This is a genomic window from Turneriella parva DSM 21527, assembly GCF_000266885.1.
Taxonomy (GTDB): Bacteria; Spirochaetota; Leptospiria; order Turneriellales; family Turneriellaceae; genus Turneriella; species Turneriella parva.
On sequence record NC_018020.1, the window covers coordinates 2,195,187 to 2,217,026 of the forward strand.

Genomic DNA, 21,840 nt, shown 5'->3' on the forward strand with positions numbered 1-21,840 from the left:
CCCGCTAGCCCATGAATTAATTCATGGGCTAGCGGGAGGGGAAAAGAACAAGGAGTAAATGAGAATGAGAATCAATTTAATATATGGAGTGGCTGCAATTTCTGCAGCCGCAGTCTTCGCGCAACAAGGGAAGCCACAGCCGAAAGAGAAAAAACCGGCGCCTGCAGCAGTAAATCCGCCTTCAGCCGCCACGCCTGTGCCCAATGAGCAGGCAGCACCTGCCCAGGCACAGCTCGACGAAGTTGTGGTGCAGGCGAACTCGCGCGTCACGGGTTCAAAGACCGACGTGCCGATTCATGACACGCCGGCGTCGATTGTGGTCGTGCCGAAAGAGATTATCGAAGACCAGCAGTCGGTCGACATGAACCAGATGGCGAAGAACGTCAGCGGGCTGACGACGACGCTTGCGGGCGGTTATGGTTTTTCTGACAGCTTTATGATGCGGGGCCTCAGCATGCGCTTCATGCGCGACGGCCTGCCCGACGGCAACACCTGGAACGGTTACATGCGCACGAACACCGACGTCGAGAGCGTCGAGGTCTTGAAGGGGCCGGGTTCGGCAATCTATGGCCGCGCCGAACCGGGTGGCGTGGTGAATATCACGACGAAAAAGCCGATAGATAGTTTCGGCGCATCGCTCGAATCAATGGGCGGTTTCTGGAATACGTACCGCGGCGTACTCGACGTCGGTGGCCCACTGGGCACCGAGGCTTTGCCTGCGCGGCTCAATGCTTCGTACTACCACACCGATGGCTATCGGGGTTTGAATCGCACGATCGCGGAGTTCTTACCCTCATTCACGTGGAAGATCAACGACAAACATTCGATCACTGTTGATTACGACTACCGCAATATCAAGGCGCGCCCCGACAACTACGGTATTCTTTTTGGTGCGGATCGTTCACTTTTATCAGTTAGTCGATCGAACACCTACTATTCGCCCTTCAACACTGCGTCGCAGCAGGTACACCGGGCTGTCGTATCTCACGAGGGTGTGTTTTCACAGAAGTTCAAACTGCGTTCGGCCTTAATCTATGACAACCGCGATCTGTACCTGATGCGCAATGCGGGCGGTGCGGTGAACGCCGCGGGCACACAGATGACCGGACGCACCGCGCGCGAGCAGGGTGATAGATCCTCTGACATTGTGTACCAGAGCGAAGCTGTGCTCAAATTTCTGACGGGTGAAATGGCGCACACGCTGCTTGCGGGTATCGAAGCGCAGTCATACCGTGTGAATACCTGGCGCACCGACTACAACCTGCCGTCGATCACGAACCTCGCGGCGCCGGTTATTGTCGAACGCAGCGCGTATGACTACGCCGCGATACCCTCATTCGACCGCCAGATCACCAACCAGACCGTGAGCGCCTATGCGCAAGAGCAGGTCGCAGTGACCGATTATCTGAAACTGCGCGCGGGTGTTCGCCTCGACCATGCAGAGATCAAAGATGATGGCTGGCAGGGCGCCGCGAAAACGCAGCGCACGATTGCGATGGCGCGCGATCTTGTGAGCTGGCAGACCGGTGCGGTGCTGCAGCCATGGAAGCCCGTATCTTTTTATGGCGGTTATTCTGAAGGGCGCTTCATGGCGATACAGACCGAATCGACAGCGCTTTCTGTTGAACCCGAAAAATCGTCGCAGATTGAACTCGGTAAAAAGCTCAATCTTTTCAAAGACAAGCTGCAGACTAATCTGGCGTTCTTTAAGACAACCCGCGAAAATTATTATGTGACCGATGCGGCAGGCGTTGTGAGCCCGGTCGGAAAAAGGCTCACCGACGGTATCGAACTCGATATCATGGGCAATCCACTCAAAGGGCTTTGGCTTACGCTCAGCAGCGCATTCTACGACGCGAAGATCAAATCGACCGAACGCGTCTCGGGCGTGAACACCGAAGGCAAGGCGCCGCAGTACGTGCCCGAATATACTGGCAACTTCTGGATCACCTACGAACTGCAATCAGGTTTTTTCAAAGGCCTTGGCTTCGGTGGCGGACCGACGGTGAAGTCGGGTGTCTATGTTGATGCGCTGAACCTTTTGCGCGTGCCCGGTTACGTAGTGGCAGACGCGGTGCTGTTTTACAAACGGCAGAACTGGCAGGTGCAGGCGAACTTTCGCAATATCACAAACGAAGTTTATTTCGCGACACCGACTTTTTCGGGCGCACTACCGGGCGAGCCGTTCAACTTCATGGTTTCAGCCAAGGCGAGGATTTAAAAATGAAACGAATATTCACTCTGCTGGCAGCAGCTTTGCTGCTGCCATGCTTTCTCTCAGCGCACTATATTTGGATCGAGCGTGATGGCACCACCGCGCGTGTTTATTACGGTGAAATTCAGGACGGCGAGCGCGAAAAATCTCCCGGTAAACTCGACAAGATTAAGGGACTACGCATGTTCGCGGTCGATAAAAATGGCCAGCGCAAAGAATTAAAAAACGCCAAGACTGAGGCGTGCTTCACCGCCGACACTGGCAAAACCGAGTTTGTGCTCGCGGCGAGCCTCGAGGTGCCGGTGAGCGACATGAAGAAATATAACTGGGGCATGGTAAAGCCGATGTACTATGCACGCCACGGTGCACGCACGGCGGTTGCGGCCGCCAAGGCGGTGCATGCGCTCGATATTCTGCCGGTCGCCGGCAGCGAGAATGTGTTTCAGGTCTATTTCAACGGCGCGGCACTCAACGGCGAAAAGCTGATGGTCTATGCGCCGAATACCTGGGCAAAAGAGTATAAGACCGACGCCGAAGGCAAAGTAAAACTCGAAACGCCCTGGGTTGGGCAATACGTGCTCGAAGTCGTATACACCCAAAAGACGCACGGTAAGTTCGAAGGCAAGGACTACGAATCGGTACGCCACCGGGCGACGTATACCTTCATAAAGAATTGAAAATGTTAAATACGCAGTACAGCTCCCCCTCTCCTGTCAGGAGAGGGGGCTGGGGGGTGAGGTTCTGGCACCGCCGCATCGCAATTCTCTCCGCCGGTTTTCTGCTGCTCACCGCGGTAACCGGCATTCTGTGGGCATACGCGCCACACCTGTATTTCAAAGAAGGCTATTTAAAGAAGAAAAGCCTGAAGGCTGCACCGTCCTTATCTGCTGCCCGGCTGGCTCCGCAAGAGGCAATACGGCTGGCAGAGGCCGCCGGCAAGGTGGGCCCGGCCGAATCGGTGGTATTGCGCGCCGAGGGAGGCAGGCTTGTCTTTGAAGTGGTGCGGCGCGAGGGCAAGGCGGCGCATTCACAACTGGTCGACGCCATTTCGGGAGAAAAGCTGAGCCCGCTTGACGAGAAAATGGCAGCGGCAGTAGCCGCTGAGTATGTCGTGGGAAATCCTACTCTAAAAAATGCCACGGTTATCGATAACTACCGCCACCGCAGCGGCAAGCTCGTGCCGTCGGTCTACCGCGTGGCGTTCGTGGCATCGGGTAATCCCGAAATCTATATCGACCGCAATTCGGCGGCGATTGTCGAAGAGAGCGACGATGCGCGCGCATTCCATTTCTGGGTGATGAAGCTGCACCAGCTGCAATTCTTTGGTACGAAGAAGGAGCTCACGCTGATTCCGGGGCTGGCGCTGATTCTTCTGGTGATTACGGGTATGCTTATCTGGTGGCGCAGATACAGGGCGCTCAGCTGAGAGGCTGCAAATCGGCGGCCTGATTCTTAAAACTGGCTTTCGCGCTGTTTTTATGCTAAATTATGGCCCGTGGCAGAAAACAAGCAACCTCTTATTGTTCCGATAAACCAGCTGCTGCCGCCTGAGCTTTTTATTCTACCGGTACGGCACCGGCCGGTTTTTCCCGGCATGGTCACGCCGCTTGTGATTGCCGAAGGCAAAATAGCCGAAGCGATTGAGAACGTGCACAAGCAGAATCAATACCTCGGGCTCGTGCTGCAGCACGATGATACGAATACCGAAGTTGGGCCCGATCAGCTGTTTAAGGTCGGCACTGCGGCGAAGATACTGAAGCGCATTAACCTGCCAGAAGGCGGTATGCACCTGCTGGTGAATTCGCTCGAGCGTTTCAAGATTAACTCATTTACCCTCAGATCGCCGCACATGCTCGCGAAAGTCGATACCAGATTGAGGCGACAGAGGTGCGCGATAAAGAACTGATCGCGCTGATGCGCAGCGTGTTGAATCAGGCGAAAGAGATGATGACTGAGAACCCGTACTTCACCGAAGAGATGAAGCTGACTCTCATCAACGTCGAAGAACCTGGCAAGATTGCCGATTTCGTGTGCTCAGTCTTGAATCTCAAGCGTGAGGAGTTTCAAGAGATACTCGAAACCTTCGACATTCGCCGCCGGCTCGAGCGTACGCTGCAATTTTTGGCGCGTGAGCTCGATCTCGTCAAATTGCAACGCAAGATTCAGGGCAAGGTAAATCAGGGGGTTGAACATAACCAGCGCGAATATTATCTGCGCGAACAGCTCAAGGCAATCAAGAGTGAGCTGCGCGGCCCTGAAACGCGCGATAAAGATGGCGAGTATTACCGCCAGAAGATCGAAGCTGCAAAGTTGCCGCCCGAAGCAAACGAACGCGCGCTCGATGAATGCTCGAAGCTCGACTATGTCGACCCGAGCGCACACGAATATACGGTCATTCGCAACTATCTCGACACGATTCTCGATTTACCATGGAACGTACCGGCGATCGATGCGATTGAACTGCCCTATGCGCGGCAGGTGCTGAACCGTGACCACTTCGGCCTTGACGACGTGAAAACGCGCATTCTCGAATACCTCGCCGTGAGAACACTCAAGGCCGATGTCAAAGGGTCGATTCTCTGCCTTGTCGGCCCGCCGGGTGTTGGCAAAACTTCGCTCGGGCGCTCTATCGCGGCCGCGATGAAAAAGAAATTCTTTCGCTTCTCGCTTGGGGGTATGCGAGACGAGGCCGAAATCAAAGGCCATCGCCGTACCTATATCGGGGCCATGCCGGGTAAGATTATCCAGGGGCTCAAGAGCACCAAGTCGCGCGACATGGTGCTGATGCTCGACGAAATAGACAAACTCGGGCGTTCATACCATGGCGACCCGGCGTCGGCATTGCTCGAAGTGCTCGACCCGCAGCAGAACTTCGAGTTTCGCGATCATTTTCTCGATCTGCCATTTGACCTCTCGCAAATTACTTTTGTCACGACGGCCAATACGCTCGATTCAATACCCGAACCGCTGATTGACCGCATGGAAGTTATCAGGCTACCGGGCTACATTCTCGAAGAGAAGATGCAAATCGCAAAGAAATATCTCGTAGGCCGGGCGATCAATGATTCTGGCCTCTCGAAAAAATACGCCCCGGTGATTTCGACTCAGGGCATGCGATTTCTGATCGACTCGTATGCGCGCGAAGCAGGCGTGCGCCGGCTCGAAAAAGAAATTCAGAAGCTCTACCGCAAGGCTGCTGCAGCGCATGTAGAAAAAAGATCGTTTCCGAAGGTTTTGGGGCCTAAAGAAATACCCAAATACCTGGGTAAGCCAGTATTCACACGCGCAGACGAATTCACCAAACTCAGCATCGGTTCGGCGCTGGGTCTTGCCTATACCTCGATGGGTGGCGCGACGCTGACAATCGAGTCCCGTAAATTCTCTGGCCGCGGCCGCGTGAAATTTACCGGACACATCGGTAAGGTGATGAACGAAAGCGCCGAGATAGCCGTGAGTTATGCGCGTTCTCTGGAATCCGATGAAAAATTCTGGACCAAGAACGACATACACATTCACGTGCCCGACGGGGCGACACCAAAAGATGGCCCGTCGGCTGGCATCACAATCACCACCGCGCTGCTATCTCTGCTGCGCAACAAGAAAATCAAGGCGGGTTTCGCTATGACAGGTGAAATTCGTCTTTCGGGTGACGTCTTGCCGATCGGCGGTCTGCGCGAGAAAATCGTCGCGGCCCGGCGCGTGGGTATCAAGAAGGTCATTTTCCCGTTCGATAACCTGCGCGACTTTGAAGAGCTACCCGGCGACCTAAAAAAAGGAATCAAAGTGTTTCCCGTAAAGCACTACAGTGAAATTGAAAAGTTACTCTTCTGAAAATGCGGCTGCGGTAGCCGCGCATTCGAACGATGCAGCTGGCTTTCCCTGGAGCCGGGTGTCGATCGCGCCGATGATGGATATCACCGACAGGCGCTTTCGCTATTTCATGCGACTGATTAACCCGAAGGTTCGGCTCTATACCGAAATGATCGTCTGCCATGCGATCGTGCGCGGCGATCGCCAGCGATTGCTCGAATACGATGCCTCGCAGCACCCGGTAGTTCTGCAGCTGGGGGGCGACGACCCGCAGTTGATGGCAGAGGCCGCCGCGATTGCTGAGGGTTTTGGTTACGATGGCATCGATATTAATTGCGGATGTCCGAGTACACGGGTTGAGAGCGGCAATTTCGGCGTTTGCCTCATGCGTTCACCCGATCTCGTCGCGCAGATTGTGTCTGCCGTCAAGAATAGAGTGGCGATTCCGGTCACAGTGAAGTGCCGAATCGGCATTACCGGTGAGTTCTCAGAAGATACATTGGCACGTTTTGCCGGTGGTGTGTTTGCTGCAGGGGCTGACTCATTGACCGTGCATGCGCGCACTGCCACGATCGGTGGCCTGCGTAACGCAGATGACACTCTTGGCGAAACGCGATTTGCGGCGCTGACACCGAAACAGAATCGCGAAATACCTCCGCTGCAATATGACGTCGTCTACCGCCTCAAAGACCTGATGCCAGCGCGCACCATCGAAATTAACGGGGGTATTAAGACGCGCGAGGCAATTCAAGCTCACTTGCAGAAGGTCGATCGCGTGATGCTGGGCCGTTTGGCGCACGAAGACCCCTGGTTCTTTTACGAGCCGGCAGCCGGCGGTGTCGAAACTCGCTGGCAGGTTCTCGACAAAATGGCCGAATATGCGAGCCGGTACGAGAAACCAGATTTATCCGCATCGCGCTTTTTCACGAACATGCTGAATTTGTTTCATGGCATACCCGGCGCACGCCATGTCAGGCGCTTTCTGAGCGAAGAGGGGCGCACGCTGACCCCGGCTGCGGCCGTTCACGCGCTGCAGGCCGCAGGCGTTGTTGCATAAACGCTTTGCCCCCCGTGACGGGCTTTTCTTTAGACCGTGTCACCGAAGCAGCTGATTCGCGGCGGTCTGCTCTTCACGCTGGGTGGCCTTGTCTTTTCGCTCGCGGCTGATGCCCGCTATTTCAGATGCCGGGCAGTCGACCCGCGCAGCAGAAGCGTTATCTTCACCTGCTCAGGCACCGAGATTGGCGAGGGCTCTCGCATTCTGCGCGCCGACATCGTCTACCGCGACAACAAGGGCAAGGTGTTTGCCCGCGAGAGTATCCGGTACCGCAAAGACCAACTTGCCCCAAATGTGACGCTCACGGACTCGAGCGATGGCAGGCGCGAGATCGTCGAGCGAACTGCCGGGCACTTTCTGCTGGTGACGCAGGCAAACGCGAAAGCGGCGGCGATGACTACACTCGTGAATTTCGCTGATGCAGACTACGCCACGCTGACGTTGCCGGGAATTCCCCGTTACCTTATCGCTCAAATGGGCGATAAGCCCGTCGAAACACGGCACGTCTTTTATTGCCTGTTCGTGCAAGAGAAGAAGCTCTTGCGCTTGCGCGCAACCGTTGAAGCGGCGCTCAAGTACCGCGGCAAAGATGCGCTGCGCATTCGGCTGCAGCCCGATAACTTTGTTTACCGTTGGTTTTCAGAGCCGGTGCGCGTGACGCTGCAAAAGAAAACCGGGCGCATGCTGCGTTACGAGGGCCTTCACTATATCAGAGACCCTCGTTCTGGCCACGGCAGCATCGTCGACGTGACGTTCAGCTGGTAATGCATTGATCAGCGCTTACGTTTTTTCTTTTTTTTGACCGGTTCTTCTTCGTCTTCGGCGAAACTCACCGGTTGGTCTGCGGCCCCGACCGTCGAGATAACAGCCGGGCTGGCAGCAGGTGTGCCCGGCAAATTTCTGCGGCGCGTGAATATCATGGTATAGAGCGCAGGCAAGAGTAACGCGGTCAGCATCGTGGCGATGATTAATCCGCCGATCACAACACTGGCGAGGGGTTTCTGAACTTCAGAACCAAGCCCCGAGTTGATCGCCATCGGCAAGAAGCCGAGACCGGCAACGAGCGTCGTGATGACAACGGGGCGAAAGCGATCAAGCGTGCCCTCGAGAACGAGTTTCTTAACCGATTCGCCCGGAAATTTCTCCAACAGCTCGTCGTAGTGACTGACGAGCACCAGGCTGTTCAAAATCGCAATACCCATGAGGGCGATGAATCCGACACCTGCAGAGATGCTGAAGTTCATACCCACAACGCTGAGCGTCAACACGCCGCCCACGATCGCGGTGGGTATGCCCATGAACACCAGCAGCGACTGGCGATAGCTGCCGAAATAGCGTATCAACAGCAGAAAGATCGCCGCGAGTGTCAGCGGCACGATAATGCCAAGGCGCGCCTTGGCGCGCTGCAGGTTTTTGAACTGCCCGCCCCAGGTTATCTGGTAAAATTCTGGCAGCTTCAGTTCTTTGTTGATGGCAGCCTGCGCGTTCTTCACAAAGGTTTCAACGTCGATGTCGTCGAGGTTAATCGATAGGGCTGCGTAGCGCCGCCCCTGACTGCGCGCAATCGTTGAAACCTGATCGCGCTCCTCAATATTTGCGACCTTGTAGAGAGGCACGCTGCCACCGGCGTCGAGACCAACCGGAATATTGCGTATCTGTTTCACATCGTTGCGCAATTTCGGGTCGAGTCTTGTAATGATGGGAAAGCGGTAAGCGCCTTCATACAAGTTGCCTATCTTGTGCCCGCTCATCGCCATCTCGACGACCTTGTTGACGTCTTCAAGATCGAGGCCGTAATACGATATCTGGTTATAGTTCAGTTCGATATCGAGCACCGGACTTTTGGAAAGCGCGATAATGGGGTCTGACTGAACGCTTTCGACGCCCTTAATTTTTTCAATGATTGCCTTGCCCTGCGTTGAGATTTCAAAGAGTTTATCAAGATCAAGACCATAAATGCGCATGGTGACGTCAGCGCGAGAACCCTCGAGCATTTCATTGAAACGCATCTCAATCGGCTGCGTGCTTGAGGCCTCTTGTGCGCCGACAGACTTGTCTGACTCGATCGCATCTACCATTTCTTTATAGAGCGCTTCTTTAGTAATGGTTTTCCCATTTTTCTTGCGCCATTTCGAAGTGTCTTTTTCGAGGATTACAAACGTATCCGCAAAGAATACGCCTGCGGGGTCAGTCGCCGATTGCGGCGTACCAAAGCGGCTATAAACTTCTTTCACTTCGGGAAAACTTGTAATGATATTATCCGACTTTTTCTGCGTAGCGAGTACCGCATCGAAACTCGAATATACGGGGCGGCTGAAGTTGATCACCATATCGCCTTCGTTCAGCTGGGGAATAAAGTCACCGCCCATGCGAAAGAAAAGCCCAATCGAGATAACCGTCAGCGCCAAGGTCGGCAGAATAATCGGATACGGCCGGTTTAACGCAAATTTCAGCAGGGGTTCATAACCCTTGAGAATGTACTTCAGCAGCAGCGGTGTGCCATGGTGCGCACCATGCTCTCCCGGTTTAACCTTGAGCTTGAAGAACATGTAGCCCAAAACGGGCATGAGCACGATTGCTAAAAGCAGCGAGGCGAACATCGCCAGAAGCACAGTCTGCGCCATGGGCCGAAACATTTTGCCCTCTACGCCCTCGAGTGCCAGCAGGGGAATAAAGACGCCCATGATGATTAGAAGAGCCGTGATGATCGGCCGCAATACCTCAAGCGAAGATTCTAAAATCAGGTTTCGCTTGCGGTTGCCTTCAAGCGGCAGGGTGAAGTCGTGTTCTTCCATGCGCCTGATAATATTTTCGAACATGACCACAGAGCCGTCGACAAGCAGGCCGAAGTCGATGGCCCCGAGACTCATTAAGTTGCCCGAGACATTGAAGTAGTTCATGCCGATAACGGCAATGAGCATCGATATCGGTATCGCGAGCGAGACGAGAATCGCGGCGCGCACATTGCCGAGAATCAGCATCAGCACGATGACGACAAAACCGGCGCCTTCTGCCAGGTTCTTGAAGACAGTCTTGACTGTCGCGTTGACGAGATAATCGCGTGAGTAGAGTGTCTTTACCTGCACATCTTGCGGCAGGTCGAGGTCTTTAAATGCCTCACCGATCGCAGCAGCCACATTTCGGCTGTTGGCACCCGCAAGCATCATAGGCATGCCGATGACGGCCTCTTGCCCGCGATAGGTTGCGCCGCCGAGCGGCTGCGGATGGTGAATTGTGACTTCGCAGATTTCACCGAGCTTAATCGGTGCGCCAAAGAATGAGCGTTTTACCGGCACCTTGCGAATCTTGTCGAGGTCGGTGACGCGGCCGAGGGTACGAATGACTATCTGCTTTCCCTCGCGCTGAATGTAGCCGCCCCCGTAGTTTTCGCCGATGGTATTGAGTCTTTCTGCGACCTGTTCAATTGTCAGGCCATATTGTTCGAGCTTTTTGGTGTTGATATTAACATGAATTTCTTTTGGGTAGCCGCCGAACGTATCGACGTCGGCTACACCCTTAACACCCTTGAGCTGGCGTTTTATGACGTAATCCTGCACGGTACGCAGGTAGATGAGTCGGTCTTTCTCGGGCTTTTTTGCGAGTTCGCTGTCGGGCTTTGCTTCGACGACATAGAAGAATACCTCACCAAGCCCGGTTGAAAGCGGCGCGAGTTCGGGTACGATTCCCGGCGGCAGGCTGTCGGTTACCTGGTTGAGCCGCTCGCTAATCTGCTGGCGAGCCAGATAAATGTTCGCGTCTTCTTCGAAAACAATCGTGATGAGCGAAAGGCCGTATTTCGAGATCGAACGAATCTCTTCGACTTTCGGTATACCCTGAAGTTCAGTTTCGATAATGTAGGTGACGGTTGCTTCGACCTTTTGCGGGTCGAGGGCCCCGGTTTTGGTAATCACCATTGACTGCACGTTGGTGACGTCGGGCACCGCGTCGACTGGCAGCCGCAGCGCCGAAAAAACGCCGGCGATGCAGAGCATCGCAATCGCCCCCAGAACCAGCGGGCGGTTATGCAGCGACCAATCAATGAGCCTGGAAAACATGGAGATCCCCTTTATAATCTGCGCTGTCGCCCATGAGATAAATCATTTGGGTAATGACGCGTACCAATTCAAGCTGTGTGGAATAATACGAGCTCAGAGCCTCATGTGTTTGCAGTTCGAGTTCAAGATACGAAAGCAGGTCGATGCGGCCGAGCTTCAGCTCGCGGTCGGCGAAGCGCATCTGGTTTTCAAGCGATGTAATTTTTTCAGAATCAAAATCATCGAAGAGTTTCTTTTTCTGCTGGTATTCGGCGTGCGCAGCCTTTGCGAGCTGCACCACCTCGCGCCTGATATAGTGCTGCTCGGCCCGCGCCGCTTCGAGTTTCTTCTCGGCAGATTCAACACCGGCACGGTTGGCATTCAAGACTGGTATCGGTACCGTCACCGCGCCGCCAAAGAACTGGTTGATACCCGGGTTCTCGAGGGCCTCTCTGCGGTAAAAAGCGCTCACCGATACATCGGGCAGCGGCACGCGTTTTTCGTACGAGACTTCGGCCTCAATGCGCGCAATCTCGCTCTGCTTTGCCTTGAGGCGGCGGTTACCCGTACGTACTTTTTCGAGGTAAGATTCGAGCGGCAGGTCTTTCAGATCGCTCAGCCACGGCGTCACAACCTTGACTTTTTCTTTCTGGTTCAGGTAGATATTCAGTTTCTGCCACGAACTTTCGGTTTCGGCGAGAGCCGTGTTGAGGCTTTTTTGCAAGGCGATCAGCTGGTTGTTCACGATATTGCGCTGAACTACCTTCGCTGGCGAGGCATAGGCCTGCGCCCTCATGTAAGTACGCATGAGAGACATGCGCTTAATGCGGTTGTTGATCTGCGAAGATCGCAGCTCTGCGATACTGAATGCATAGGCGTAGTATGCCGCCTCGAGCGTCAGCGACGAGGTGAGATCAAGACCCTCGAGCTGTTGCCTTTCGGCCTCGCGTTCGAAAACTTCGAGGCGCTTACCCATCTTGCCGGGAAAGTAAATGGGTTGCGTGACACGTAAGTCGTAAGTCATGTTGTTGTTCATCGTGTCTTTGAGGCGCCCGAGTTCGGCAGTCACGAGCGGGTTCTGCCAGGCAGTCGTCTGCCGCCCCTGAGCCTGCGTGCTCTCGATTTTCAGTTTTTGCGCGACGACGAGCTCGCTGTGCTCGCGTACCCGGGTTGCGATCTGCTCGAGAGTAAACTCGGTGCGCTCGTCGCTCTCTTCTTCAGCTTCAATCAGCTCTTGGCTTTGCACTGTCGCCAGCGGAAAAGTAATCAGAATCAACAGAACACGATAAAATCGCATATAGGCACTCCGGTAAAATTTGTTAGGGCGTTAACTCTTTAACGGGTCGAGGCCCACACCTTCAAAATAGCTTTTGTATTGCGGCCTGAAGCCCGTCGCGAAAAGTTTTTCAGCGCTGATGCGCCGTTTTTCGCCCTGAACTGCCTGAGGTGCTGCGAGACCCAGGCGCTGCAAAATGGCGCTTCGCCATTGGGGATTTCCATCGTGAACGTTATAGATGCCCTTGAGCTTTCTTTCCGCTGCAAACTGTGCTGCGGCTGCGGCGTCATCGCGGTGAATAAAGTGTACCAATTTGTCCTCTGTGTATGCGCCGGCAGAGCTGCCATAAATCGGTCGCTCTGCACTGTATAGGCCCGCCAGGCGCAATACGCATGCATTCTGGCGGACCGCAATCGTTTCGGCATCGAGCAGAACTTCTGCCCGCTCTGAATGTTTCGACCCATCTTGTTCGGCATAGGTTCCCGTTTTTTCGGGGTAAACGGCAGTGCTCGAAATATAGATGTACTCAGCAGCCTGCTGATTCTTCAGAAAATTTTGCTGCGCATCGCAATATGTCTTGCGGTAAAGGTCAGCGGATCGCATTCCCGGTGCGAGGCAGAATACAGCAAGGTCGAAATCCCCCCCCGGCAAATCTGGTGGCGACTGCATCAGATCACACTGAACAAATTTGATGCCAATGGTTTCAGGGCCGCGGGCGCTGCGGCGAATGACCGTCAGCTCGTAGCCACTCGCTCTGAGTCTTTCAGCAATGCGCTGCCCGAGAAAACCAAAGCCCGCGATGACAGCCTGCATGAGGTTAGGGCCAATGTGCGAAGCAGGTCTACGAGAAAAAAGTGACGGAGCCTCTGCCAGAGCGAATCTGGCCCTCATGTTCGCGGCGATCGATTATGACCTCTTCACCGTGCGCCGCGTTGTTGCCCCCGAGGCATTGCATCTCGACGCGCCGAATACGAAACTGACGTCGGTGACAACCTCTTCGCTCGAAGTCAAGGCGGGTTCGCTGTTTGTGCCGCTCGTCGATCGCCGTGACGGCCATGAATTCATCGCAGATGCCGTCGCGCGCGGGGCAGCGGCTTTTTTTCTGAAGCGAAATCATTCGGTGGCGAAAAAATTGCCGCAGCAACTTCTCAGCAAGGCGATTGTTGTGAGCGACCCGCTGAAGGCGCTGGGCGATCTGGCGCATTTTCATCGGTCAAGGTTCACCCCGTTTGTCGTCGCCGTCACCGGTTCTAACGGCAAGACCACGACCAAAGAAATGCTCGCGCAGATGTTTAAGGCGGCCCTCGGCAAAGGTTTAATCAGCACCGAAAAAAATTACAACAACCACATCGGTGTGCCTTTCACGCTGTTGCGAATCGGTCGGGCGACCCGCGTCGCCGTCGTTGAAATGGGCATGAACCATGCAGGTGAAATTGCCTACCTGTCGCGCCTTGCAGAGCCGCATGCGGCGGTCATCAGCAGCATCGGCCACGCGCACATTGAATTTCTCGGTTCACGGCGCGCGATCGCGGCTGCCAAAGCCGAAATACTTGAAGGCATGCAGAAAAAAGGGGGATTTCTCTACCTGCCTAAATCGGTCGCCGAAGCCGATGTTCTGGCTGCAGCCGCGAAAAGAGCGGGGGCGAAGGTCAAAAAAGTGGAGGCTTCACGAACTTCACGCCTGAAGATTCTTCATGTGTCGCCGAAAGGTTTTTTACTGCAACTGGGCAAAGTGCAGACTCAATTCAGGCACGCGAACGCTGCCTGGCTGTCGAATCTGGCCCTAGCCACCGAAGTGGCTCTCGATGCGGGCATTGAAACACAAAAGATTGCGCGCGCAATTTCGCTCTTCAGGCCGGCAGCCGGACGCATGCAACTTCGGCGCGGCCGATTGACCGTGATCGACGACGGGTATAATGCAAACCCTGATTCGGCGATCGCGTCGATTGATTCGGCGATGCTGATATCGGGTAAAAACCCCGTGGTATGCGTATTCGGTGAATTCAAAGAACTCGGTAAGCACAGCAAATCGTTGCACTCCCTGACCGGGCATGAGGCTGCCCTAAAAGGTGTCTCGGCTTTCTATGCGATGGGTGAAGATATGCGCCACGCGGTGCATGCGTTCAAAAAGGCATCTGCTGGTCGTGACAGCGCCTGGTTCGATCGCACCGACACCGCGGGTCTCGCGAAGGCGCTGCAGAAATATCCCCGTGGTACCGTCGTGCTCGTTAAGGGTTCGCGTTCGATGAAAATGGAAGAGATTGTCGATTTGCTGGTTTAACTGTATTTTTTCAGGTACCACTCGACAGTCTTTTGGATGCCGCTTTCAAAGTTCTCGGCCGCTTTCCAGCCGAGTTGCGTTTCAATTTTTGTAGCGTCGATCGCATAACGGCGGTCATGCCCGGGCCGGTCTGCGACAAATGAAATGAGTTCTTTATAGTGGCCGATTGCGAGGCCGCGCGAGCCTGGCGGGGCGACATGCTGCAGAATGTCAGTGATGGTACCGACGATCTGCAGATTATTGCGCTCGTTTCGCCCGCCGATATTGTATGTTTCACCTGCTGCACCCTTATGAAATGCAAGGTCGATGCCGGAGCAATGGTCACGCACGTAGAGCCAGTCGCGCACGTTTTTGCCGTCGCCGTAAATTGGTATTTTCTCACCCGCGAGAGCCTTGCGAATAATCGTCGGTATCAGCTTCTCGTCGTGCTGGTGGGGCCCGTAGTTATTCGAGCAATTGGTGATCACGGCGTTCAGGCCATAGGTGTGAAACCAGGCGCGGGCTAAAAAATCACTCCCCGCTTTCGAAGCACTGTATGGGCTATTGGGGGCATAAGCTGTGTCTTCGCGAAAAAGGCCGGTGTCGCCGAGCGAACCATAAACTTCGTCGGTGCTCACATGCAAGAATCGACAGTGTTCTTTGCCGGGTTTTGGCTTAAACGGAGCATCGAGCCAGTGAGCGCGGGCTGCTTCAAGCAGCGACAACGTGCCCTTGACGTTCGTTTCGATAAAAACCGCCGGCCCTGAGATTGAATTATCGACATGCGACTCAGCGGCGAAATGGATAACGCCCGCAAAATCGTGTTTGGCAAACAAACTGAACAGAAGGTCTTTGTCGAGAATGTCTCCCTGTACGAGCTCGTATCGGCTATCCGATTCAACTGCTGACAGATACTCGCGCTTCGCCGCGTAGGTCAGTTTATCGAGGTTCACAACGCGGTAGTCTTTGTATTTTTCCAAAAGATGCAGAATAAAGTTCGAACCGATAAACCCGGCGCCGCCGGTCACGAGAATATTTTTCACTTTTGAGCTCCTTCGATTTTCTTGTATGCGGCAACTGCATCGGCCAATGCTTCTCGCCATTCTCTGATTTCGAATTGAAAGTCGCGCGAGAACTTGCGGGGCCAGAGCGCGCTATAAGCGGGTCGTGGGGTGACCACCGGGTATTCGCTCGTTAAAATCGGGTCGATCGGAGTTTCGATTTCGGCGAGCGCAAGAATCGATTTCGCAAAATCGTACCAGGTTGTAACGCCGTAGTTGGCGAAGTGGTAGATGCTGATGCCCTGCGGCCTCTTGCCTGCAGACCACGTTTCGATCATTTTCCAGATGCCGCGCGCAAGATCGGCCGCATACGTGGGCGACCCATGCTGGTCGGCGATGACCGTCAGTTTCGGTTTATCGGTACCCAGCCTGATCATCGTCTTCATGAAGTTTGCGCCGAATTCAGAATAGAGCCACGCAGTGCGAACTATAGCCCCTTGCGCGCCCGAATGCATCAGCGCCGCTTCACCAGCCGCCTTGCTTTTAGCGTAAACACCGACAGGGTTCGGCTGCTGCTCTTCATCGATGGGGCGGTTGAAATCACCGTGAAAAAGAAAATCAGTTGAAACGTGAATCAGGTAAATGCCAAGGTCGCGGCAGACAGTCGCCAGAGATTTGACGGCCATTTCATTTGCCAAAAAAGCTGCGGATTCTTCACGTTCTGCGAGATCAACCTTCGTGTAAGCCGCCGCATTGACCACATAGTCAACCGGGTTTGCCTCAAGATACGCCCGCAGCCGGGCTTCATCGCCGAGGTCAAGAGTCTCGCGAGAGGCATAATGGACGTCGGGCGCCGCAGGCTGCGTTCTTTTCAGGCAGGTGGCGAGTTGACCGCTACCTCCCGTGACAAGAATGCGCGGGCGGCTCTCAGGCATGGGCGAAAAGCTCCGCGTCTTGCATCAGCGGCAGTGCCCTGTCTTTTTCTGAGGTCAAAAGTTCGTGTGGCTGCAGCTGCCAGTCAATCTTCAGGGCCGGGTCGTTATACAGAATGCCCCGCTCGTGTTCGCGCGAATAGAAATTATCGACCTTGTACTGAAAAATCGCCGTGTCTGAAAGCACCGCAAAGCCGTGTGCGAAACCACGGGGAACAAACAGCTGCTCGTGTTTTTGGTCGTCGAGCAGGTAACTGTAGACGCTGCCAAAATGCGGCGAAGATTTTCTGATATCGATCACGACATCGAGCACTTTACCGACCGCGACGCGCACGAGTTTTGCCTGGGCCATTTCACCAATCTGGTAGTGCAGGCCGCGCAAAACGCCGCGCGAAGACAGCGATTCGTTATCTTGAACGAACACGTCGTCGATACCCCATTTGTTTATGAATGTGTTTCTATTGTACGGCTCAAAGAAATAGCCACGGGCGTCACCGTGTACCTGCGGTGTGATCAGAATGGGTTTGGGGTACTTTAGCTCCATGGCGACGGATTTTCTGCCAGGCGAAGAAGGTATTTACCGTACTCGATCTTTTCGAGCGGCTTCGCCAGTTTGATCAGCTGCTCGCGGTCGATGTACTTTTTGATATAAGCGATTTCTTCGATACACGCAACCTTCAAAGCCTGCCGCTTCTCGATGAGGCTGACAAAGTGCCCCGCGTCGAGCAACGAATCATGGGTGCCGGTATCGAGCCAGGCATAACCGCGGCCCATGATGTTCACGCGCAGCCGTTTTTGTTCGAGAAATACCCTGTTGAGGTCGGTAATTTCAAGTTCGCCGCGGGCCGAAGGTTTTAAGCGTTTCGCTTCTGCCACGACGCTGTTGTCGTAAAAATAGAGCCCGACAACCGCATAGTTGCTCTTGGGTTTGGCAGGTTTTTCTTCGATAGAAAGCGCGTTGAAGTTCTTATCGAATTCGACCACCCCATAACGCTCAGGGTCATGCACAGGGTATGCGAAAACTTCGGCGCCGCCCTCGCGTTCGGTACGGTTCGCGGCCGCGGTGAGAAGTTCGGTAAGGTGGTGGCCGTGAAAGATGTTGTCTCCCAAAACCAGCGCCGCCGCGTCGTTGCCGATAAAGTCTGCGCCGATGATAAAGGCCTGGGCGAGCCCGTCGGGCGAGGGCTGCTCCGCATAACTGAATTTGAGACCGAGCTCTTCGCCCGAGCCCAACAGCTCGCGAAAGCGCGGCAGATCATGCGGCGTCGAGATGATGAGAATTTCGCGAATGCCCGCGAGCATCAGCGCAGACAGCGGGTAATAGATCATCGGTTTGTCATAGATCGGCATCAGCTGCTTCGAGATAACGCGCGTCACCGGGTAGAGGCGCGTGCCCGACCCGCCGGCAAGAATGATACCCTTCATTTGTGTTTCCCTTTCTTGGCGGGTGCCCGTTTCGGCGCCGGCTTCACAGAGGCAGGGGCCACCGCGACGGGCAGCTGTTGGTTTGTGCTGTGTTTAAGCTTACGTGTCTGCGCGTATGTCAGGCCCGCGAACGCCGCGATAATGCCCAAAGCCAGCAACACCGCGATATAAAGAAAACGGATGCGCTCGGCAGCGACGCGTTCTGCGTTTCGCCGGTAAGATTCTTCAATAAGCCAGAACAGGCGCTGCTCAGATGCCGGGTGCGCTTTCTTGAAAGCGGTGGTGATCTTCTGCAGGTCTTCGTCGCTGAACGCTGCCATCTGCGCGCGTGCGCGGCCGGTCTCTGCCGCGAAAAACTTCTGCGTCTCAGCAGCCAGACTTTCAGGCAATACATCCACATCAAAATCTGCGGCATTGGCAGCCGAGGCAGAGAGAAAAAGCACGAGCAGGATTTTATTCGTCATGTTCATTGTAGACCGTCCAGGCAGTTTCAAACCGAAACTTTGCAACCAGAATGCAGACAAAGAGCAGGCTGAAAGCAGAAAAATTGAGCCAAAAGGCGCGCCGCATCATGGGATCGAGAACTCCACCGCCGGCCTTTTGCACAAACACAGGCCCCGGATGCGACGCGGTTTTCCAGATATAGATCGCAGCCACAACCAGCACGGCATTTGCCAGTGCCAGCAAGGCGAGCACGGCGCCGATGCGCGCGCCTTTTTCAAAATCCTGAATGGTTGCGCGCAGCAGAATGTAGCCGTTATACATCATCCACATGACAAAAAAAGAAATCAGGCGCTCGTCGCCCCAGTTCCAATACGTGCCCCAGACCGGTTTTGCCCACAGCGGGCCCGTGACAAGCACCGTCGTCGTGAATGCCCAGCCCGTCTTGATAAACGCCCGCGCCCAGGCGTCGTCGGCCATGCGGCGCGATTTCAGGTAGCGTATGCTCATGAGAGCGCCACCGATGAAGGCGACGAAAGATACCCAAACGAGTGGTACATGAAAATAGAAGATACGCTGCACGTTACCCTGCATCGCGTCGGCCGGGGCTGCAATGAGCGCACTATGCGCTGCATAGGCACCGACGGCGAATGTAATTACAAGCAGCAGGTAATACAGCATGCGTCTGAACTATTCGAGCGTTTCGTCTTCTGAAAAAATAGCGGTAATGTTGACCTGCGGTGTGACGTCGAAGCTGTAGTTGACCACGGGTACTTTGGGGGCGATGACGCGGCCTGCGATCTCGAGCACTTCGACTGCAGCACGTTCTTCGACGACAATCTTGTCGCCGTTCTCAATCTTGTTATCGAAAGTTGATTTGGGCGCGACGACAAAAAACGGAATGCGGTGTGCTTTTGCCAGCACCGAAAGCGAATATGTACCGATCTTGTTCGCGACGTCGCCGTTAGCCGCGATGCGGTCGGCGCCGACAAAAACAGCATCGATCATTTTCTTCTGCATCAGGTACGCGGCCTGAGAGTCGACGGTGAGCGTCACAGGAATCTTGTCTTTCAGAAGTTCAAAGGCGGTCAGGCGCGAACCTTGCAGATAGGGCCGGGTCTCATCTGCGTAGACCATGTTGATTTTGCTCTTTTCATGCAGCACGCGAATGGCGCCGAGCGCAGTGCCGATGCCACCCGTTGCCAGCGAGCCGGTGTTACAATGCGTCAGAATATTATATTTTTCTTTCGGGTATTTCGTGAGCAGATATTTCACCGCGTTGTTCGACATTTTGAGGCAGCGTTCTGCATCATCGTTGTGAATTTCGAGGGCTTTTTCGTAAAGTGCGAGCAAAAGCTTCAGGTGTGCATCTTTTGCCTTTGAAGGTTCGCCCGCAAAAAACGGAGTCGCCACCTGAAGCATCTGTTCGGTCGCCCACATGAGGTTCACGGCCGTTGGGCGCGCAGCATCGAGTTGCTGTTTTTGTTTCTTCAGCAGGTCAAGGGTCAGCTTCTTGTTCTTTTTCGACGCTTCCCAGGCGGTGAGGTACATACCATAGGCTGCACTGATGCCAATCGCAGGTGCGCCGCGAACGACCATGTCTTTGATCGCTTTGGCGACATCGGCCCCGTTTGAGCAGACGACATAGTCGAGCTTGTGCGGCAGCAGTTTCTGGTTAAGCAGCTGAATCTTGTCGCGGGCTGCCTTGATAAAAGAGAGATTCGTCTTCATGGTCTTTCCTGAATGTTGTTTATATTTTTGTTTTTTCTATTGTTGCGCTGGTCATTGCCCTTGCTTTCCGCAGCTTAGTCTGCCCCTTCGTGCCGTAGTGGCCTCAGCAATGGAAACAATATAACGTCTTTGATGCTCGCCTTGTTGGCGAAAAGCATGACGAGGCGGTCGATGCCGAGGCCGAGCCCGCCGGTGGGTGGCATACCGACTTTCAGCGCTGTCACAAAATCGTCATCGGTGGCCATCGTTTCTTCAGCTCCACTCGCCTTCTGTGCTGCCTGTTCGCTGAAGCGCCGGTCTTGTTCGAGCGGGTCGTTCAGCTCACTGAACGCGTTGCCCATCTCGCGCCCGGTGATATACGGTTCAAAGCGTTCGACCAGATGTGGGTTGCCGGGAATCGACTTTGCAAGCGGCGATATCGCCTTGGGGTAGTGCATGACGATCGTCGGCTGAATCAGGTTCGGCTCGACTTTTTCCGAGAAGACAAGGTCGACGACCTCCCAGAAAGTGTGCAGGGCTTCGGCTTTGAGCCCGATCGAAGCAGCCATCTTTTTGGCCTCAGCAGCCGACGGGTTTTCATCGCCGAGAAATTTTTCAAAATCAAGACCGGTTGCCTCTTTGATACTTTCGAGGTAGCCGATGCGCTTCCAGGGTTTTTTGAGCGAAATGGTTGCGTTGCCGTAGGGCAGCTCGGTCGAGCCGATGAGTTTAGTCGCAAGTGACTCGAATATATCTTCGGTCAGCTGCATCATCGTGTTGTAGTCCGCGTAGGCCTGGTAAATTTCAATCATCGTGAACTCAGGGTTATGCTTTGTGCTAATGCCTTCGTTACGAAAGTTGCGGTTCATCTCGAAAACTTTTTCGTAGCCGCCGACGATCAGGCGCTTCAGATACAGTTCGGGGGCTATCCTCATATAGAGGTCGATGTCGAGCGCGTTATGGTGCGTCGTGAACGGGCGCGCCGCTGCGCCAGAGGCGATCGCCTGCATCATCGGCGTTTCAACTTCCATGAAGCCGCGGCGATGCAGCAAATCGCGTATTTCGCGCAAGATGGCCGAGCGTAACGCAAAGGTTGCGCGCGCATCGGCATTGACCGCGAGATCAATATAACGCTGCCGGTAACGCAGCTCAATGTCGCTGATGCCGTCGTAAGTCTCGCCGTCTTTTTCTTTCACGACCGGCAATGGGTGCAGGTTTTTTGCGAGCATGGTGAGTTCGTCGGCGTGAATGCTCGGTTCACCCGTCTTCGTGCGAAAGGGTTTGCCGCGAATTCCGATGATGTCGCCGAGGTCGAGCTGGCGCAAGACAAAATAGTCATTCTCGTTCAGAGTCTTGTTGCCCGCATAAAGCTGAATGCGCCCGCTCTGGTCTTGAATCTGCAAGAATTGCGCTTTGCCCATGTCGCGAATTGCCACCACGCGGCCGGCAGTCGCGACTGGGGCGACGCCTTCGGTGGGGGTGAGATCATTGTTCGCCCCGAAGTGAGTCTTTCTGATCTGTGCGATTTCTTCTTTATCAGTGAACCGGACGGGGTAGGGGTCGATACCGTGGGCTATCAATGCATTCAGCTTGCCGAGTCGCTGCGCCGCCAGCTGGCTGAGGTCTGCCTCGGTTGATTCAGGGGGGGTGCCGGGCGATTCGCTCATTAGGGCCAGAAA

Annotated in this window: 19 protein-coding genes; 8 read left to right on the forward strand and 11 right to left on the reverse strand. The window is 54.6% G+C overall.

Going from position 1 to position 21,840, the window contains the following annotated elements; all coding sequences use genetic code 11:
* Positions 1 to 64 precede the first annotated feature (64 nt).
* The 7 genes from TURPA_RS10635 to TURPA_RS10660 all read left to right on the forward strand — a co-directional run bounded on the left by TURPA_RS10635 (position 65) and on the right by TURPA_RS10660 (position 7,847).
* Entirely contained in the window at positions 65 to 2,221 is a 2,157-nt protein-coding gene (locus TURPA_RS10635) for a TonB-dependent receptor (RefSeq protein WP_014803309.1), read from the forward strand.
* A gap of 2 nt (positions 2,222 to 2,223) precedes the next feature.
* Complete coding sequence (locus TURPA_RS10640) at positions 2,224 to 2,892, forward strand: hypothetical protein (RefSeq protein ID WP_014803310.1); 669 nt, start codon at positions 2,224 to 2,226, stop codon at positions 2,890 to 2,892.
* A 2-nt stretch (positions 2,893 to 2,894) separates the two neighbouring features.
* The gene (locus TURPA_RS10645) at positions 2,895 to 3,641 is read left to right on the forward strand and encodes a PepSY-associated TM helix domain-containing protein (RefSeq protein WP_014803311.1); all 747 of its coding nucleotides are present in this window, start codon (positions 2,895 to 2,897) and stop codon (positions 3,639 to 3,641) included.
* A gap of 69 nt (positions 3,642 to 3,710) precedes the next feature.
* The gene (locus TURPA_RS24145; protein ID WP_086014110.1) at positions 3,711 to 4,121 is read left to right on the forward strand and encodes an LON peptidase substrate-binding domain-containing protein; all 411 of its coding nucleotides are present in this window, start codon (positions 3,711 to 3,713) and stop codon (positions 4,119 to 4,121) included.
* Positions 4,103 to 6,046, forward strand: coding sequence for an endopeptidase La (lon, locus tag TURPA_RS10650; RefSeq protein ID WP_086014111.1), 1,944 nt, complete (start codon positions 4,103 to 4,105; stop codon positions 6,044 to 6,046). The genes TURPA_RS24145 and lon overlap by 19 nt, the downstream gene beginning before the upstream one ends.
* Positions 6,021 to 7,082 (forward strand): tRNA dihydrouridine(20/20a) synthase DusA, encoded by a 1,062-nt coding sequence (gene dusA / locus TURPA_RS10655; RefSeq protein WP_053332176.1) that lies wholly within the window; start codon positions 6,021 to 6,023, stop codon positions 7,080 to 7,082. The genes lon and dusA overlap by 26 nt, the downstream gene beginning before the upstream one ends.
* 36 nt (positions 7,083 to 7,118) lie before the next feature.
* Complete coding sequence (locus TURPA_RS10660) at positions 7,119 to 7,847, forward strand: hypothetical protein (protein ID WP_014803313.1); 729 nt, start codon at positions 7,119 to 7,121, stop codon at positions 7,845 to 7,847.
* Positions 7,848 to 7,855: 8 nt separating this feature from the next.
* Here TURPA_RS10660 and TURPA_RS10665 read toward each other — a convergent pair whose 3' ends face one another.
* From TURPA_RS10665 to TURPA_RS10675, 3 genes are read right to left on the reverse strand one after another with little or no spacing between them, the layout of a single operon-like run.
* The gene (locus TURPA_RS10665; RefSeq protein ID WP_014803314.1) at positions 7,856 to 11,137 is read right to left on the reverse strand and encodes an efflux RND transporter permease subunit; all 3,282 of its coding nucleotides are present in this window, start codon (positions 11,135 to 11,137) and stop codon (positions 7,856 to 7,858) included.
* Positions 11,118 to 12,413: a TolC family protein gene (locus TURPA_RS10670; RefSeq protein ID WP_014803315.1), complete on the reverse strand. Its 1,296-nt coding sequence runs from the start codon at positions 12,411 to 12,413 to the stop codon at positions 11,118 to 11,120. The genes TURPA_RS10665 and TURPA_RS10670 overlap by 20 nt, the downstream gene beginning before the upstream one ends.
* 30 nt (positions 12,414 to 12,443) lie before the next feature.
* The gene (locus TURPA_RS10675; protein ID WP_014803316.1) at positions 12,444 to 13,205 is read right to left on the reverse strand and encodes a Rossmann-fold NAD(P)-binding domain-containing protein; all 762 of its coding nucleotides are present in this window, start codon (positions 13,203 to 13,205) and stop codon (positions 12,444 to 12,446) included.
* Positions 13,206 to 13,281: 76 nt separating this feature from the next.
* On the opposite strand from TURPA_RS10675, the gene TURPA_RS10680 reads away from it, so the two are divergent.
* Entirely contained in the window at positions 13,282 to 14,673 is a 1,392-nt protein-coding gene (locus tag TURPA_RS10680; protein WP_041948458.1) for a UDP-N-acetylmuramoyl-tripeptide--D-alanyl-D-alanine ligase, read from the forward strand.
* Here the strand turns inward: TURPA_RS10680 and rfbB are convergent.
* The 8 genes from rfbB to lysS all read right to left on the reverse strand — a co-directional run bounded on the left by rfbB (position 14,670) and on the right by lysS (position 21,828).
* Positions 14,670 to 15,695 carry a dTDP-glucose 4,6-dehydratase gene (gene rfbB, locus TURPA_RS10685; protein ID WP_014803318.1) on the reverse strand — a complete coding sequence of 342 codons (1,026 nt, stop codon included), beginning with the start codon at positions 15,693 to 15,695 and terminating at the stop codon, positions 14,670 to 14,672. The genes TURPA_RS10680 and rfbB overlap by 4 nt on opposite strands.
* Positions 15,692 to 16,588, reverse strand: coding sequence for a dTDP-4-dehydrorhamnose reductase (rfbD, locus tag TURPA_RS10690; RefSeq protein ID WP_014803319.1), 897 nt, complete (start codon positions 16,586 to 16,588; stop codon positions 15,692 to 15,694). The genes rfbB and rfbD overlap by 4 nt, the downstream gene beginning before the upstream one ends.
* The gene (gene rfbC / locus TURPA_RS10695; RefSeq protein WP_014803320.1) at positions 16,581 to 17,129 is read right to left on the reverse strand and encodes a dTDP-4-dehydrorhamnose 3,5-epimerase; all 549 of its coding nucleotides are present in this window, start codon (positions 17,127 to 17,129) and stop codon (positions 16,581 to 16,583) included. The genes rfbD and rfbC overlap by 8 nt, the downstream gene beginning before the upstream one ends.
* Positions 17,120 to 18,010 carry a glucose-1-phosphate thymidylyltransferase RfbA gene (gene rfbA, locus TURPA_RS10700; protein WP_014803321.1) on the reverse strand — a complete coding sequence of 297 codons (891 nt, stop codon included), beginning with the start codon at positions 18,008 to 18,010 and terminating at the stop codon, positions 17,120 to 17,122. Before rfbA ends, rfbC begins: the two co-directional genes overlap by 10 nt.
* The gene (locus tag TURPA_RS10705; RefSeq protein ID WP_157210470.1) at positions 18,007 to 18,474 is read right to left on the reverse strand and encodes a hypothetical protein; all 468 of its coding nucleotides are present in this window, start codon (positions 18,472 to 18,474) and stop codon (positions 18,007 to 18,009) included. The genes rfbA and TURPA_RS10705 overlap by 4 nt, the downstream gene beginning before the upstream one ends.
* Positions 18,464 to 19,132 (reverse strand): cytochrome c biogenesis protein CcsA, encoded by a 669-nt coding sequence (ccsA, locus tag TURPA_RS10710; RefSeq protein WP_014803323.1) that lies wholly within the window; start codon positions 19,130 to 19,132, stop codon positions 18,464 to 18,466. Before ccsA ends, TURPA_RS10705 begins: the two co-directional genes overlap by 11 nt.
* Positions 19,133 to 19,141: 9 nt before the next feature.
* On the reverse strand, positions 19,142 to 20,182 hold the full coding sequence (gene mtnA / locus TURPA_RS10715; protein ID WP_014803324.1) for an S-methyl-5-thioribose-1-phosphate isomerase: 1,041 nt from the start codon (positions 20,180 to 20,182) through the stop codon (positions 19,142 to 19,144).
* A gap of 74 nt (positions 20,183 to 20,256) precedes the next feature.
* Positions 20,257 to 21,828, reverse strand: coding sequence for a lysine--tRNA ligase (gene lysS / locus TURPA_RS10720; RefSeq protein ID WP_014803325.1), 1,572 nt, complete (start codon positions 21,826 to 21,828; stop codon positions 20,257 to 20,259).
* Positions 21,829 to 21,840 lie beyond the last annotated feature (12 nt).

Excerpts from the sequence above, each read along its gene's own strand:
- TURPA_RS10635 (WP_014803309.1), top strand. The coding sequence starts at position 65 with ATGAGAATCAATTTAATATATGGAGTGGCTGCAATTTCTGCAGCCGCA.
- TURPA_RS10640 (WP_014803310.1), top strand. The coding sequence starts at position 2,224 with ATGAAACGAATATTCACTCTGCTGGCAGCAGCTTTGCTGCTGCCATGC.
- TURPA_RS10645 (WP_014803311.1), top strand. The coding sequence starts at position 2,895 with ATGTTAAATACGCAGTACAGCTCCCCCTCTCCTGTCAGGAGAGGGGGC.
- TURPA_RS10665 (WP_014803314.1), bottom strand. The coding sequence starts at position 11,137 with ATGTTTTCCAGGCTCATTGATTGGTCGCTGCATAACCGCCCGCTGGTT.
- TURPA_RS10670 (WP_014803315.1), bottom strand. The coding sequence starts at position 12,413 with ATGCGATTTTATCGTGTTCTGTTGATTCTGATTACTTTTCCGCTGGCG.
- TURPA_RS10675 (WP_014803316.1), bottom strand. The coding sequence starts at position 13,205 with ATGCAGGCTGTCATCGCGGGCTTTGGTTTTCTCGGGCAGCGCATTGCT.
- TURPA_RS10680 (WP_041948458.1), top strand. The coding sequence starts at position 13,282 with ATGTTCGCGGCGATCGATTATGACCTCTTCACCGTGCGCCGCGTTGTT.
- rfbD (WP_014803319.1), bottom strand. The coding sequence starts at position 16,588 with ATGCCTGAGAGCCGCCCGCGCATTCTTGTCACGGGAGGTAGCGGTCAA.
- rfbC (WP_014803320.1), bottom strand. The coding sequence starts at position 17,129 with ATGGAGCTAAAGTACCCCAAACCCATTCTGATCACACCGCAGGTACAC.
- rfbA (WP_014803321.1), bottom strand. The coding sequence starts at position 18,010 with ATGAAGGGTATCATTCTTGCCGGCGGGTCGGGCACGCGCCTCTACCCG.
- TURPA_RS10705 (WP_157210470.1), bottom strand. The coding sequence starts at position 18,474 with ATGACGAATAAAATCCTGCTCGTGCTTTTTCTCTCTGCCTCGGCTGCC.
- ccsA (WP_014803323.1), bottom strand. The coding sequence starts at position 19,132 with ATGCTGTATTACCTGCTGCTTGTAATTACATTCGCCGTCGGTGCCTAT.
- mtnA (WP_014803324.1), bottom strand. The coding sequence starts at position 20,182 with ATGAAGACGAATCTCTCTTTTATCAAGGCAGCCCGCGACAAGATTCAG.
- lysS (WP_014803325.1), bottom strand. The coding sequence starts at position 21,828 with ATGAGCGAATCGCCCGGCACCCCCCCTGAATCAACCGAGGCAGACCTC.